The organism is Brevibacillus dissolubilis (assembly GCF_006170445.1).
Classification (GTDB): domain Bacteria; phylum Bacillota; class Bacilli; order Brevibacillales; family Brevibacillaceae; genus Brevibacillus_B; species Brevibacillus_B dissolubilis.
Window position 1 is genome coordinate 603,724 of sequence record NZ_VCNA01000001.1, and the last position, 16,541, is coordinate 620,264.

7 protein-coding genes are annotated in these 16,541 nt (G+C 50.8%); 1 reads left to right on the forward strand and 6 read right to left on the reverse strand.

The features are described from left to right. Positions 1 to 44: 44 nt before the first annotated feature. Genes FGI41_RS01575 through FGI41_RS01585 form a run of 3 tightly spaced genes read right to left on the reverse strand, consistent with a single transcriptional unit; the run spans position 45 to position 11,300 of the window. A complete protein-coding gene (locus FGI41_RS01575) occupies positions 45 to 9,257 on the reverse strand; it encodes a non-ribosomal peptide synthetase (RefSeq protein WP_139488136.1) in 9,213 nt (3,070 codons plus the stop codon). Positions 9,258 to 9,270: 13 nt separating this feature from the next. Further along, on the reverse strand, positions 9,271 to 10,041 hold the full coding sequence (locus FGI41_RS01580; protein WP_139488137.1) for an enoyl-CoA hydratase/isomerase: 771 nt from the start codon (positions 10,039 to 10,041) through the stop codon (positions 9,271 to 9,273). After that, on the reverse strand, positions 10,041 to 11,300 hold the full coding sequence (locus FGI41_RS01585; protein ID WP_139488138.1) for a hydroxymethylglutaryl-CoA synthase family protein: 1,260 nt from the start codon (positions 11,298 to 11,300) through the stop codon (positions 10,041 to 10,043). Before FGI41_RS01585 ends, FGI41_RS01580 begins: the two co-directional genes overlap by 1 nt. A gap of 588 nt (positions 11,301 to 11,888) precedes the next feature. Between FGI41_RS01585 and loaP the strand changes: the two genes are divergently transcribed. Continuing rightward, positions 11,889 to 12,464 carry an antiterminator LoaP gene (loaP, locus tag FGI41_RS01590; RefSeq protein WP_139488139.1) on the forward strand — a complete coding sequence of 192 codons (576 nt, stop codon included), beginning with the start codon at positions 11,889 to 11,891 and terminating at the stop codon, positions 12,462 to 12,464. Positions 12,465 to 12,741: 277 nt separating this feature from the next. On the opposite strand, the gene FGI41_RS01595 is transcribed toward loaP, so the two are convergent. The 3 genes from FGI41_RS01595 to FGI41_RS01605 all read right to left on the reverse strand — a co-directional run bounded on the left by FGI41_RS01595 (position 12,742) and on the right by FGI41_RS01605 (position 16,528). Further along, complete coding sequence (locus tag FGI41_RS01595; protein ID WP_139488140.1) at positions 12,742 to 14,214, reverse strand: protein adenylyltransferase SelO; 1,473 nt, start codon at positions 14,212 to 14,214, stop codon at positions 12,742 to 12,744. 377 nt (positions 14,215 to 14,591) lie between these two features. Then, on the reverse strand, positions 14,592 to 15,605 hold the full coding sequence (locus FGI41_RS01600; protein ID WP_176560070.1) for a DUF1839 family protein: 1,014 nt from the start codon (positions 15,603 to 15,605) through the stop codon (positions 14,592 to 14,594). Next, positions 15,602 to 16,528, reverse strand: coding sequence for an amino acid--[acyl-carrier-protein] ligase (locus FGI41_RS01605; RefSeq protein WP_139488142.1), 927 nt, complete (start codon positions 16,526 to 16,528; stop codon positions 15,602 to 15,604). The genes FGI41_RS01600 and FGI41_RS01605 overlap by 4 nt, the downstream gene beginning before the upstream one ends. Positions 16,529 to 16,541 lie beyond the last annotated feature (13 nt).

Here is a 16,541-nt window from a genome sequence, read left to right on the forward strand (position 1 = left end):
ATATATCATGTTCATCCATTGTGACATGCGCCTGTTGCGCGTCCTTACTGAACCAATACCGGCTTTTGGCTTCTGGCACTGGATTTGATGTCTGACACGAGCTGTGACACACTCACATCCGGCTGTTGCACGACCGCCTTGAGAATACCGAGATATTGATCCATCATGACTTCCATGGTCGCATGTTTGAAAAGGTCAGCATTGTATTCGAGATAGCCCTGTACGTGTGATGAGGTCTCATGAAGCACCAGATTCAGGTCGAATTTGGCAACCCCTTTGCTCATCTCTACAGGAACTAATGACAATCCAGTCGAGTCTTGCTCTGGCTCCAGATCAGGAATTCGGATCAGGTTGAACATGACGTCAAACAATCGCGAATGTCCTGCCGCATCAGAAGCAGAACGCAGCGTCTCCGCCACTCTGGTGAACGGCACATCCTTATTCGCGTATGCCTCTGTGGCGACTTGTCTGGTCTTGATCATCAGGTCACTGTACCGCATCCCTCTGGTGATACCGATCCGCATCACGACCAGGTTGGCAAAATAACCGATGACACCATCCAGCTCGACACGCGAACGGTTAGACACAGGTGAACCTACACAGATATCTGTCTGCTCGGTATAGCCGCTCAGGAGCGCTGAGTACGCAGACAAGAGCACCATATACAGTGTCACGCCGTTCTGCTGGCAGAATTGGTGTAACTCGTTCACCAGCGCAGATGGCAAGGTTAATTCAAGACTTGCCCCTTTTGCGTTAGGGTTTTCCGTACGGGCAAAGTCGGTGAGAAGCTGTAATCCCCCGCTGCAATCAGCAAGTGTCTTCTGCCAGTAATCGGCCTGCGCATCAAGCCGCTCTTGGTCGATGGCTTTTCGCTGCCAGACGGCAAAATCGCTGTATTGGATCGCAGGCATCGGGAATTCGGTCTGAACAGGTTGGCAGAAGTCCTCATAAAGCGCCTTGAGTTCTCCCAGCAGCACACCGGTCGACCAGCCGTCAAACAGCCCCCACGGACGGGAAATCATCATATAGTGTTCATCGTTGCGGAGTTCCACCCAGTGGAACCGGAACAGATGACGGTCATTTCGGTTAAACGGACGTTTCTTCTCCTCTTGGCACAATTCGACGAACTGGGCTTCGGTTTCAATCTTGCTGAGCTGGATTGTGAACACAGACGGTGGATGTACCATCTGTCTGACCTCTCCCGCCACATCGATGAAGCTGGTACGCAGCATCTCATGTCGTGCGACGAGTTGATTGACACTTCGCAGAAGCGCCTCCAGATTGACCTCACCTGTCACATGATACGTAGAGAGGACATTTTCGTGGCTCGGCACATAATCATCTTCGGAGCGCAGGAACCACAGCTCACCCTGCTCCAGAGAAAGCGGCACACCCTCTGCTGTACGCGGGACCGCCACCAATGGCAGGCTATCGCCGGAAGCCGATTGCAACAGCACCACCTCGGCAAGGGCTTCGACTGTCGGATCATCAAAAATCGCCTTCAACGGAAGCTCTTTTCCCAGTACCTGCTTCACACGGTTGACCAGTCGTACAGCAATCAGCGAGTGACCTCCCAGATCGAAGAAGCTGTCGTAAACTCCCACCCGCTCTACTTCCAACAGCTCTTGGAACAGCTCACAGATCACCTGCTCGACATCATTGCGCGGACCGACATAGGCTGCCTTGACATAGTTCGAATCATCAGGCTTCGGCAGCGCTGTCTTGTCCACCTTGCCGTTCGGCGTCAGTGGCAGGGTCTCCAGCACCACATAAATGCCAGGCACCATGTAATCAGGCAACGTGCCGTTCAAGGATTCTTTGAGCACCTTCGACAGGGACTGTCCCAACATGGAGATCTGCGGATAGTTGGTCAGTCTTGTGGAGACATACGGGCTTCGCGCCTGAACCGGCGGCATATCACCTTTTGCAAAAAGAATATCCAAGCGATCCGGGTCATCCTGCGACCAAGTGGATTCACAGCGATAGCCATGACTCTCTGCAAACCGGATTAGATCTGCAAGCCGTTCGATCTGATAGAAGGAGCTCTGCGGCAAGCGCTGCTCTCTGCTGACAGGGTTGACGACGCCTGCTGCACCTTTGCGGAATACGTCGTGGGTGATTGATACATCATCCTGTACGCGTCCATTGACAAACCCATAGATACCAAATGTAGCATGGGCGTTGGATTCGATCAAATTGTACGTGTTTCCAATGCTTTTGAACTCGTACCACTCCATCGGGGAACTCTCGTACGCACCAGTTCCCGCTTCCCCACGGGTGGTCAGAACGACATCGTATCGGTAGCAAAGCATCTCATTATCGCCAATACCTTTTTTCACCAGAATGTCGACACGCTCGATCTCAGGGAATTGTTCCGTCAGAGACGTGAAGAAAGAAGGGCTGACGAGCAACTCCGTCTCTTGTTGGGCGCGCTTGTGAATACGGCTTGCCAGCACCTCATACTTGGTCGGTGTATTCATCTGGTTGCGCTCAATCGCACACAGATGCGCGTCGAACAGGTCGAGGTTTCTTACATCCCCGATAAAAATGCTCCCGCCTGGCACCACGCATGGCATGAGATTGGAGAGCATCTGCTCCAGATAGAGTCGGTTCGGGAAATATTGAATGACCGAGTTGACCACGACCGTGTCAAAACGTCCTTCGGCAAACTGATCCACATGCAACGCATCGCTCTGGGTCAGCCTGACATGGTTCCACGACTTGCGGTCAAGCTGCTTTTGAATCCCGGCAAGTGCTGATGCAGAGATATCCACGGCTTGAACAAAATCACACACCGGAGCATAGCGGTACAATAATAGCCCTGTGCCGCAACCGATCTCAAGCAACCTGCCAGGTGCAAGCGACTTGATCCGCTCCACGGTACCAGATACCCATTCCTGCATCTGCTCCTGTGGAATCGGCTCGCCTGTATAGCTGCTGTTCCAGCCGATATAATTGGTCTCTGCATCTGCGCCCTCTGAGGCCAGTTCGGCCTCTTCATATTGGTCATCGAAGACCATCGTCCAGCGCTTCAGGTTTTCTTCATTATGAGCACGTGACATCTCATCCAGACATCCGGCAGTTGGAGAGACGTACGCCACCAGTCGGTTGTCGCCCTCCCCTGCGGAGTACGTGGAGACGATGGCATTGGTCACATCAGCGTGAGCGCTCAGAGCGTTCTCGATCTCACCCAGCTCAATTCGATAACCGCGCACCTTCACCTGATTATCGATACGTCCTCTGAACTCGATCTGTCCATCCGGGCGCCATTTTGCCAAATCCCCTGTGCGGTACAGTCGTGCCCCCGGCTTGTCACTGAATGGATTCTCAACAAACCGTTCGCGCGTCAGCTCTGGCTGATTCAGGTATCCTCGGGCCACCCCGTCACCACCGACACACAGCTCTCCTGTAACGCCAATCGGTACAAGACGCATATTCTCATCTACGATATAAGCCTGTGTCTGGGCAATCGGCTGTCCAATCGGTATGATGCTGTCAGCACCGATCTCCCTCGGGATTACGTAGCAGGTAGAGGCAATGGAGTTTTCCGTTGGTCCGTACGCATTGACGATCGTTATATTCTCCAGACAATCATAGATGGCCCTCACGTCACGGGCAGAGAAGGCTTCGCCCCCTACCCCGAGGTATGTTAATCCAACCGGCTGTCTCTTGATTGCTTCAGCGAATGCCGGGAGGAACGCCGCCGACAGCGAAAGCATCGTAACGCCTGTATCATGGATGCACGTGACGATCTGGTTGACATCTTTGGAATCGCCTTGGAAAAGGACAAGCCGTCCTCCATTTAACAGCGGGATGAGCACTTCCTGGCTGCCCACGTCAAATGAAATCGACATATGCTGAAGCACCACGGTAGTCTGGTCAGCCGGGAAATAATCAGGGTTGCGTACCAGTCGGACAACGCCGCGTTGCTCTACCAGCACCCCTTTTGGCTTACCAGTTGAGCCGGATGTGTAGATCACGTAGGCGAGGTGATTCGGTCTAAGACCAGTAGTCGCAGCCGCCACATCAGTCGTAGGACGACCGGCAAACAGAGCTTCTGCGCCTGCTGCACTCATATCAATGATGACTTGATTGGATACGGGCAAATGTTCTGCCAATTGCTCCGTTGTCATCAGCAATTGAATGCCTGAGTCATGGAGAATATGTGTAATCCGTTCCGTCGGATAATCCGGGTCGATCGGTACATATGCCCCACCGGCCTTGAGAATCCCCAAGATAGCGACCACCATCTCTACGGATCTGTTGAGACATAACCCCACCAGCGTATCTGGCACGACACCCTTTTCGCGTAAGTAATCCGCCACCTGATTGGCCCGTGCATTCAACTGAGCATAGGTGACCTGCTCATCCCCGAATACCAGTGCAATGTTGTCCGGTGTGGCGTGAGCATGCTGCTCGAACAGCTCATGCAGGCAGGACTCTGACGGATACGGCTTGTCCGTCTGATTCCACTCGATCAGCTGGGTGTTACGTTCATCCGCTGAAATGATATTGATATCCAGAACAGGCAAGTCCGCCATCTGACTGTCAGAAAGCGCGGTGACAATCCCCTGCAGCGCGGTCTCCATGTAGGACAATACCGCTTCGGTAGAGAGCGAGCGGTCGACCTGAACATTCAACGAGAAGTCATTGCCCAAATCATCGATAGAAAGACCCACGGGATAATTCGTCCGATCAAGTGCACCAAGCCATTCTACCCCAAAATCATCAATAGCGCCACCATCATCAGCAGGTGGATTCTCTTCAAAGTGGCGGAAATTCAGCATCGCTGTAAACAATGGAGCCTCGTTACTTACACCACTGCAGCTCTGGGCCAGGATCAGCGAGGTCTGTTCATAGCGGATCAGCTCTTTCAGCTCTGCATCTGCATCATGTACCGCCTGGGCGACACTTTTTCCATCCAGCGAAATCCGGATCGGCAATGTGTTAATAAAGTTCCCTACCATTCGTTCGACACCTGAGACACCTTGCAGACGTCCGGAGAATACCGTACCGAACACCACGTCTCTGCGTCCGCTGCAGATCGCCACGACCAACGCCCATGCCGCATGGAAAATACTTGCCGGACTGATATGCAGCTCCTTGGCCCTTGCACGGATCTCATCGGCAAGCGGCTGCGGAAGGGAACGCCTCAGATCGTTGATATCACTGCCATCCCCGCGTACATCATACAGACCGAATGGAGAGGTGGATTCGGTGACATCCCCCAGCTTCTCCCGGAAAAATGCTTCCGCGTCATAGGTTCTGAGCTGATGCTGGGTATGCGCCACAAAATTCCGGTATGGCTCAGGCGCAGCCAGCTGTGGACGATCGGATGTGAACATCGCCATGATTTCATGAAACATCAGCTTCAGGGTGGTCGCGTCCTCGATCAGGTGATGCACATACAGCAGGACATACCATACATCCGTCCCCGGCGCTTGCGCTACCTTCAGGCGCACCAGTGGAGCATGTGCAATATCCATCAACTGTGGCTCAAACAGCTTGCCGCGCATCTGCTGTTCGGCATCCATCGCCGGGTCAAGCGTGATCGTCTCGACTGGCAACACAGCATGCCTTAACACCACCTGTACTGCCGTGGACAAACCATCTGCTATCACTCCTGTGCGCAAAGCGTCATGACGGTCGATCACCGTCTGCAAGGCACTGATGAATTGATCCAAACGTTCCTTGGAATGTGTACGGAGCAACAGCGGTATGACATACGGATCATTGGAAGGGTCCATCATATGGTGGAACAAAATACCCTGCTGAGATGGAACTAACGGGTAAATATCCTGAATATTACGCGCCCCACCCTGCACGATTGAGACGATCAGCTCGATATCTTCTATACTCAGTTCAATCAGATTTAACATGTCAGGTGTGATGTGGCCGCACTCTTGTGGAATCAGGTTCGCCGGCACCGTAAAGCTGTTATGCTCGGTTTTGCTGTCCAGTGAAACAGCCAGTGCCTCCAGTGAGGTCGACGTAAACACCGTCAGGACATCGCAGCTGAATCCATGCTCCTGCAGCCGTGCGATCAGTTTGGTGATGAGCAGGGAATGGCCGCCCAATGCGAAAAAGTTGTCATGAACCCCGATTTTATCTTCGTCAAATCCGAGCAGCTCACTCCAGATCCGTACCAGCTTGATTTCCGTCTCGGTACGCGGAGCCACATAGGAATTCGATGAAAAGCCGTCAATGCTTGGCTTCGGCAGAGCCTTCGTGTCCACTTTCCCGTTAGATGTGACCGGTAACTGATCGAGGACGACATATGCGCTCGGTACCATATAGTCCGGTAGCATCGTCTGCAAAAAGCTGCTCAACTCATTGTGATTAGCTGCTCCAGCCCCGTCGCTCTCACCAGCCAGTACCAGATACGCCACCAGCATTTTGTTGCCCGGCGTGTCTTCACGCGCGATCACACAGCAGGCTTCTACCATGGAGTGCTTTAAGAGACGGGACTCAATCTCTCCCAGCTCAATTCGGAACCCCCTGATCTTGACCTGAGCATCCGCCCTGCCGATAAATTCCAGATTCCCATCAGGCAGCCAGCGCGCCAAATCCCCGGTATCATACATACGCTCGCCTTCGATGGTACCGAATGGATTCTCAATAAAACGCTGTTCCGTCAGATCGGCCCGGTTCAGATAGCCTCTCGTTACCCCGGCCCCGCCGACGTACATGCGCCCGGTTACCCCGACAGGCACCAGTGACATCTGGTCGTTGAGCACATACAGGGACAAGTCCGAGATTTTTTTCCCGATGACGCTCTTCTGATTGGTCGTGGTAATGCTTTTACGCAAACGGTGATGGGTGACATGCACCGTTGTCTCCGTGATTCCGTACATGTTGATCAATTGGATGGATTCGTCACCATGCCTGTCAAACCAAGGCTTGAGGATCGCCGGCTTCAGCGCTTCACCGCCGAATACGACATACCGCAGGGAGAGTTCCTCTTTTCTTGCGCCATCGACCGCCACCAGTTGTTCGAAGACCGTAGGCGTCTGGTTGAGCACTGTGACTTTCTCCTCAACAAGCAGCGTATAGAATTCGTCCAGCGACTGTGCTTTGGCCTTCGGTACCACAACAACCCGTCCGCCATAAGCCAGTGCTCCCCACATCTCCCATACGGAAAAGTCAAAAGCAAAGGAGTGAAACATCGTCCACACGTCATCGCTCGTGAAGCCGAATTCGGCATCGGTCGCCTGGAACAGACGAGTCACATTTTTATGCTGAACCAACACACCCTTCGGCGCACCTGTCGAGCCGGATGTATAGATCACGTAAGCCAGATGATCTGCCTTCAGCCCAATAGAAGAGACTGGGATATTGGTGGTATCGTATGAGGTGAAATCATGCTCATCAAGGCATACGACACGCTTTTCACTTACCGGTAACTGTGGAACCAGACTTGTCTGGGTCAAAAGCAGTGCCGCCCCGGAATCCTCCAGAATATAGCGGATACGATCTGCAGGAGAGACAGGATCGATCGGTACATAAGCTCCCCCCGCCTTCAAGATCCCCAGTATAGCCACAACCATATCAAGTGAGCGCTCTACACACAGCCCCACCAAATCATCAGGCCGAACCCCGATAGAACGGATAAAATGAGCAACCTGATTGGCCCGCTCATTCAGCTCGCGGTAAGTCAACCCTGCTCCTTCAAATGTCACGGCAACCCGCTCAGGTGCCGCTTCACATGCTTGTTCGAACATCTCATGCACGCATTGACCCGTGTCAAATCTCTCAACTGGATTCCATTCGACCAAGATCTGCTGCCGTTCCTGCTCACTCAGGTACTCATAATCAGACAGCCTGCGCTCTGGGTTCTCCACTACCCGTTTCAGCAGATTCAGATAGTGCCGGGAGAATCGCTGAATCGTCGTGCGGTCAAACAAATCACTGTTATATTCAATAAATCCTTCCAGACCCTGCCCTGTTTCCTGCAGATCCAGAGTCAGATCGAACTTGGAAATTTTAAAATCATACTCCACTTGGGAAATACTCAGATCCCCCAGCTTATTGCTAACGTTCGTCAATGACTCCTGCAAAACAAACATCACCTGGAACAGCGGAGAATAACTCATGCTGCGCTCCAAATCCAGTGCATCGACAACCGCTTCAAACGGAATATCCTGATGGCTGTATGCATCCAGCGCCGTTGTCTTTACTTGCGCCAGCAGCTCGGCAAAAGTCGGATTGCCGGACAAGTCGCTTCTGAGCACTAGCGTATTGACGAAAAAGCCGATCAGATTCTCAATCTCCGTACGGTTGCGGTTCGCGATCGGTGTCCCGATCGTCAAGTCAGTCTGCTGCGTATAATTCCACAGCAACAGCATATACACGGACAGCAATGTCATAAAAAGAGTCGCATCATGCCCCTCACTCAGCCGACGCAAATCCGCCAGCAGCTCCTGTGGACAATGAAACGGCTCGTGTGCCCCATTGTACGTTCTCACCGCAGGTCTCGGGCGATCTGTCGGTAAAACCAGCTGGGCATTCACATTCTTCAGCTGTTCTCTCCAGTAGCCGAGTTGTTTCTCCTTTAACTGCCCGGACAGCCAAGAACGTTGCCAGCGTGAAAAGTCGGAATATTGAATCGGAAGCGGCGGCAATGGCGAAGGCAACCCTTTGCAAAAAGCGGAATACAAGCTCTCCATTTCCTGAAAGAAGACACTCAATGACCAGCCGTCCGAAATACTGTGATGCATCGTGACCAGGATGATATGCTGGTTCTCCGACTCCTTGAGCAGTCTGATTCGAATCAATCTCTCCGCATTCAGGTCAAAAGGGGCCGTAGCCTCCTCTTCACACAGCCTGCGCAGATGCTCATCAGAGACAACCTCCTCCTCCCGAATGACAAGCGGCCTTGCCTCCTCGATACATTGATACGGAACTCCCCCGCGCTCAACAAATCGGGTTCTCAGTACATGATGCCGTGCAATGATTTCCTCAAACGCGCGAATCAGTGCAGACTTGTCCAGCTTCCCGCTCAGTCGCCATGCACGGGGAATGTTGTAATAACCGCTGTTCCCCTCCAGCTTCGCCAAAAACCAAAGCCGCTGCTGCGCAAACGAGAGCTGGATCTCGTCATCACCCTCCGTCGTACTTCTCGGTATGGTCACATATGGAGTAATGTCGATGCCTTGCTTTTTCAGGAGTGCAATCAACGCTTGCTGCTTGTCAACAGACAGCGTGTTTACTTTTGCTATGATCTCTTGGAGATTATTGTCCTTACTGGTATTCACCATGTTTCTCCCTCCCTTACCTCTGCTCCCATGGAAAGTATCCTGTTTCTACATATGTATAAATCCGTTCCAGGTTTTGTTGATTCATAAACATCTCTCGATTGGATGACAATGCGGCTGATTTGGATTGATACAGCGAATCATTGATCGAATGCATATAACGCTTATACTGAGCGATTCCGGATTCAGGCAGGCATTTCAACCTGCGCAAATGCTTGCGGAGCAATGGTTCGCTCTTCGTATCGTAAGCATCCACGAGACCCCACGCATGTGCCTGTTGAATATGGACAGGCCATGTCATCAACGTGAAATAATGCGCTTTTTGAACACCAATGCGGCGTATTAAAAACGGCAGTACACAAGCCGGGAACAATCCAAATAATAATTCTGACAAACTAAACTGGGCGGTGTCATCCGCAATCACAACATCACAGGCCGCTACGAAGCCAACCCCGCCCGCATTCACTTTTCCACGGACATGGGCAATGGTGATGTACGGCCCAGTCGCCAGCCTCAGCCACAGATCATACAAGGATTCCGGGTCACTGCCTGTACTGCTTCCCTCGTCCATTTTCTTATGGATCTCTCCGAAGTCAGCTCCCCAGCAAAAAACCTCTGGCGACCCTTCCAAGACCACGACCGTCACCGATTCTTGTTCACATACATGTAACACCTGATGAAATTCTTCGATCAACTCATCATTGACGGCATTATTCGCCTCCGGCCGGTGAAACTGAACATAACAAATCTTCTCCTGAAACCGTACCCGTAACGTCCGATTGTTCATTATAACCACCCATACTCCCGATGGAATTCAGAAATTTCTTTTAACACCAGTCTTTGCTTGCCTCGGCTAGCTGCCAACGCCCCCGGTATGAAATCCAAGTCCAGCTTGGCATTACGGGTGCCGAATTTCACCAGCGCACTCTCTGTCAACAAGGCCTCATACTCATCCATCGTCAGTTGGTAACGCTCGTCCAGCTGCTTTTCGATCTCAAAGCGGCGCAGCCTCTTCTGCCCTTGCGCAGTGACCACCCCACTATAGAATTCCGAGCAGCATCCTGACCCATATGAAAAACAGCCGATCCGTTTGGGAGTCGCAAAATCGCCTTGATCAATCGTACTCGCAAGCGATAACAGCACGGTTCCGCCCATGATATTCCCCACACGCTGGCAGTAGTTGATGCCTGGCAGCACCCGCTTCTCAAAATCTGCTTGAATCTCGTTCGGCTTGGCACCTACCATCTTCCGCATCATGTTCCGGTGTGCCCCTTTTACCATACCGCCAAAAGGAGTATGGAAGCACAGATATTGAAATGTCTGCTGATAATCCACATCCGCTACTTTTCGCTGATAATCCAGAAATGTCTGCTCACAGCAATCCAAATAAGAGAGTAATGATACATCCGCATTCCCCGCCTCGCTATCCGGCATCGGACGGCATGTATCCATCACCTCATAGCCGTAGTACCCGTTCGCCCCTGCATCTACTTGATAGACATAAGGCTTGTCACTGACCAGAATCGCGACAGCCCCTGCCCCACCACTCGGCTCGGCATACGACCAGTCCTCTGTCAAGACATCTCCACCCTTGGCAATCAAAAAACGGGAAATATCCGTTGCGATCACCAATGCTTTCGCTCCGGGAGAGGTTTGTGAGAGAACAAAATTCACCGCCATCTGAAAACCGGCTGTTCCTGAATAGCAAGCTTGCTTCAGTTCAAACAGGCGGCAGTTGCGACTAAGCCCCAAATAGTGATGGATATAGGTGCTCATCGATTTCCCAAAATCGATCCCCGATTCCGAACAGGTGATCACCATCTCAATCCGATTTTTCTCCTCTTCCGATAATGCATCTATGATCGGCTTTGCCGCATTCACCCCAAAGGTGATTGGATCTTCATATGGAAGCGCGACCGATTTTTCCTTCATCAACAAATTTTCAAATCGGGTCTCGTCCAAATTCCGATATTTGGCTAGTTGCATCACATCCATGAATGCTGTCCCACCAAAAACATTCAACGCTTCTATTCCGACAGGTCCCATATCATTTATCTCCTTAGCACTGAAAACTGTTTTGTCAATCAAGCCTTTGAAAATAAAAAATGTTTGTTCCTGATTAGATAAGAAGAATCAATCGATTTCTCCTACCCAATCAGTAACAAACATTTATTCATGGTTATATAAAGGCATGAAAATACGTTACAGATAACAGAGTAACTGTATTATCAAAAATTATATAACCAACCTAGTTCATACTGATATGCCGAAACTTTACCAGAACAACTAAGTTTTATTATTGTAACAATAATATACTAAAGGAACATAGCAACGTCAATACAATCGCTAGGATTTATTGGTAAATTCTCTATGAAAATCATTAAAAAAGCCGCCCTAACAAGGCGGCATGTAAACGCTCGGTTATATGAGATTGAAATGAATAGGCTTACTTTATCAGAGTTATAATACATTTCAACCATACTGAACACCGATAGAAAATTTAAAAGAGGTTTGAAATTTGGAAGCACAAACCATATAATAAATCTACATCCCAAATATGTATGGCAAGGACAAATATGAGTATGTTCAACCAATTGTCTATTATATAGAATTAAAGGATGATAGGATGATAGGATGGAATGGTATGCGCTGTATGTAAAAACCGGGAGAGAAGAATTCACGAAAGAATATATTCAAAAAAATCTTTCGGATCTTCATATTCGATGTCTTGTTCCGAAAAGGAAGGTCCCTGAAAAAAGAGGTGGCGTGACCTATCATAGTTTTAAATTAATGTTTCCTGGTTATGTCTTGGTACAATTAAAAATCGACTATAAAAAGTATCATAGGCTAAAAGAGATTCCATCATTGATTAAATTTTTAAATTATGGTTCTGCAAAATATGTTAATCCGCTTGAAGGAGATGGGGATTTCGACCAATCTGATTATTTTGCCAAAATCGATTCCAGAGAAATGGGTCCCCTGCTTCATCTGATTGATGCAGAAGGTCTTATTGATTATTCAGATGTTCTCATTGAAAACTCACGTGTGACCATCCTTTCAGGTCCATTGAAAGACTTTGAAGGGATCATCAAGAAAATTGACAAGCATAAAAACAGAGCCAAAGTCGAGTTGAAATTTTTGGATAAAGTAATGAGTGTGGATGTTGGAGTTCATATCTTGTATCAAAGTGAAGCTGTTGCTGTAAAATAATTGCCGATTTCACATGGCTTGACAGTTCCATACAAGGGTAGTAGGTCTGGGTACCAGCCAATGACCTTTCCCCTGTCCAATGGGAGCATGAACCCTGCACATTATCATATTATAATGTCTCTTTCCCTTTAGTTGTCTATACGAAACCTTTTTTTTAAATTTTTTATGATTATCTTCGAATAGAAGGAGAAATAAAATTACCTGTTGCCTGTAGAATGCAGACAACAGGTAATTCCGTTTCTGTTATGTAATGCACTGGCCTAATGCCTCTGTCAGATCAAGTACCGCAGAACGTCCGGTACGCACAGCTGGATGGCTCAGGCAATGTGGTGTATTCCACCTGTTCCGGGGTGTGGGCAAATGGGTTGGAAAGAGCTGCGAGAAGCCGCTCCATCACGGTGTAGTCTCCCCTACCTGCGCTGTCGAGCGCTTCTTCTACCCTGTGGTTCCGAGGGATTACGGCAGGATTGCTGTTGCGCATCAATTGGTGGGAGGCGTCCTTGGATTCCTGCTGTCGGCCTATTCTCGCCTGATACCTCTCCTGCCACTCGGTGAATTCGGAAGTTCCGGCCAGAGGCGTCTCTTCCATCGTATCAAACGTTAAAGCGCGGAATGTATTGGTATAGTCAGCTTGATACTTATGCATGATCGTGAGGAGGTCTTGCACGAGGGTGGCATCCTCTGTCTCTTCATTAAATATCCCCAGTTTTGCTCTCATTCCGGTGAGCCAATTCTGGTTATACAGCTCCATATAGCTGTTCATCGCATCCTGGGCCAGTTTGAGCGCCTCGTCCTCATTGTCATGCAGCAACGCCAAGAGCGTCTCGGCAAACCGGGCCAGATTCCATCCACCGATCATCGGCTGATTGCCATATGCATAACGGCCTTCTCTGTCAATGGAACTGAACACCGTCTCCGGGTCATACACATCCATAAAAGCGCACGGGCCATAATCAATCGTTTCGCCGCTGATAGTCATGTTGTCGGTGTTCATCACTCCGTGAATAAAGCCGACCAGCTGCCATTGGGCAATCAGCTTGGCCTGACGCTTAATCACTTCCTGCAGCAGGGAAAGATAGCGGTTCTCACTTGTTGCCACTTCTGGATAATGGCGTTGGATGGTATAGTCAGCCAAGGCCTGCAGCTCCTCCTTCGTGCCCCATTTGGCTGCGTATTGAAACGTTCCAACTCGTATATGGCTTGCCGCCACACGGGTCAATATGGCACCAGGCAAGTCGGTTTCGCGCATGACGGACTCCCCAGTCGTCACTACTGCCAGACTGCGGGTGGTCGGGATTCCAAGCGCGTGCATGGCTTCGCTGATGATGTATTCACGCAGCATCGGTCCCAGTGCCGCTCGCCCATCACCACCACGGGAGTATGGTGTCCGGCCTGACCCTTTGAGCTGAATATCAAAACGCTCGCCTTGGGGAGTGATCTGCTCGCTGATCAGCAGAGCGCGGCCGTCTCCCAGTCTGTTAAAATAGCCGAATTGATGTCCGGCGTAAGCTTGGGCAAGAGGCGTTGCGCCTTCGGGTATCTGGTTGCCGGCGAATACTTCTACGCCCCCTTCGCCCTCCAGTGCCTCTGCGTTCAACCCTAAGGATGCTGCCAGTGGATGATTGAGGATGACCAGCTCAGGTGCGCTCACTGGAGTGGCGTTGAGGTGGGAAAAGAATAGTTGGGGCAGGCGTGCATAGCTGTTGTCTAGGTTCCAGCCTGCGGATATTTTGGTTTGTTCTTTTGTCATGGGAACTCCTCTTTTTGCTTTATGGTTTGGTGGTGGTTTGGTTTGTTCAGTTTTATCAGACAAACAGTGAGGAATCATTGCCGTTCTGTGATATTTTTTACTTGTAGTGTCCACTTCTGCCTGTTTATTATACCCTTTTTGGATAGAGATGGCTTTAGTTAGATGTTTGACTGGACACATTACCAATGGTTGATTACGGTTTGGCTCACCCTGAGACAGGATGTCCTTGTAAGCGATAATTGGTACGACATATTAGTGAACCGTTAAGAACGATTCGGAATCAAATGCAAAAAGCCCTTCTCCCAGCCAACAATTGGCTAAGAGGAGGGCTTTTGATTCGTCTTTCTTCCTATATAAATAGGAGTGGATATGGTTATTTACTTAACCCCGACAGCCTCCGCAGCCATCATCTCATCCAACAACCGCATCCCCTTCGCCCAATTCTCCTCCATCGTCAAGAAGATCGGATCAAAATCCGCATCCCGCTTGGAGTTGACGACACGTGCCATTTTGAGCAGCAGGGTTTTGGCTTGGGAAGCAATCGCTTCAAACTCCGTAGCGGCAGGCTCCAGGTTCGCGTGCGGGAGATGTTCGTTGAGCCAGCGCAGATACGTGGCGGCGTGCTCGAAGCATGAGCCACATTGGCGCAGGGTGGCAAACGAATACTTGTGATAAGCAGAGAGCCCCTCTTCCTTCACCCAGACAATATCCTTGTTGAACGCCTCGCGGAAGCGGGCAAACGGATTGGTTGCCGGGCGGCGCTTCAGGTGCAGGCCAAGCAGGATGTACGCTTCCTTCGCCAAGTCTTTTGGCGCCAGATGCTTCACCTGATCCAGCTTGGCGATCTCTACGAAGAGCGGCAGATGATTGGCATCCTTGACATATGCCCCGAGATGGAACTGACCGTCGAAGTCATCGCCTTCCAGCTCAAAATAGCTGGGGCCGTGGAAATAACCGAGCTTACGGTTCTCAAGGTCGATCGACTGCACCGCAATCGTCGTTTTTTCATGATAATTTCGGTAGCTGGTTCCAAGCGTATCCGGCAGGAAGTAGGCATCTGCCTCCATCATGACGAGACGGCCCAGCTCCACTTGCTGGATGGCGTGATCGATGAGCGGACGCCAAATTTGCAGCTCTTGGATGTCGATTCCATAGAGGGAAAACAGGTCGTTGTGCTGATTTTTATAAAAAGTCCACTGGTCTCCTTCAAAATCACTGGTCATCGTGAAGGCGAAGCAGGCGGTCGGATCGAGACCTAACTGATGCAGTACCTCGATGAACAGATCCACGTAGCAGTTGGATTCCTGCCAGAGGCGCTCCTCGCGGTGAAACGGATGCTGCACGTATTGGGCGGCGTCCATGGACATTACTTCTACTTTCGGTTGAGTCATGGCCATAGCTCCTTCCGCACTTCGGCAGGCCATTCTGACGATTTCATGCCATGGGTGGCAAGCAGGGCGAGGACGATGCGTTCTACCCCGAAGCCGATGCAGGAGGTGTGTGCGAGTTGACCGTCATGGGTCATGATTTCGTATTTGCTGGTGAAGTGATCTTGGTGGTAGTTGCAGGAGATCACGGCAGTCCCCTGATCCTGGTCATTCGGGTTGATCTGTACGACCAGCTCGAATTTGAGTCCTTGATCCTTTTGATTGGCTTTGAGCAGGCGGCCACCTGCGCCGAAGAACGGGTCGTTGGCTGGTGTGACATGCAGTGTCAAGCCGAGGTTTTGCAGGAACTGCTGGGCACGCTCGATCCAGCCTTCGCGCCATGCCTGCACCACTTCAGGAGCACCGACACGGACGAATTCGTGCATACGGAAGGATTGCATGCGGGCCGGGTCTTGGGATGGCTCGTGACGGAAGCAGTAGGAGGCGACCTCAATCAGGCGTCCGAACTCAGGCAGGTTCCCGGTCAGCGTCGGATAGATCGGGTAGCAGGCCGCCGGGGTGAGGACTACGTCGCTCATGCTGAGGTGGTGGCCCCATTCGCAGCAGCTGTTGATATCTTCCATCATCGCTCCATATGCCTGCTGGTTGCCTGTGAACGCATGAATCGAGCCTAACAGATGTGGAAAAGAGGACATGTAGCCATTTTTCATGACACTTGCACGGCTCATGACCGGTGGGAACATCATCACTTCGGTATCGCCGTCACGGCCAAAGCGGGTGATATAGTTATCGACCGCCTCGATGATGTCGTGCATCTCCCCTCCGCGTCCGTATACGCCGTCTACACCGGTCTTCAGTAAGTGTCCGTGGGCAAACAGGCGCTCAAGCAGGCTGTCTTGCTGGGTTGTGGTTTGTGTGGTTTCCATCTGTCTCACCTCT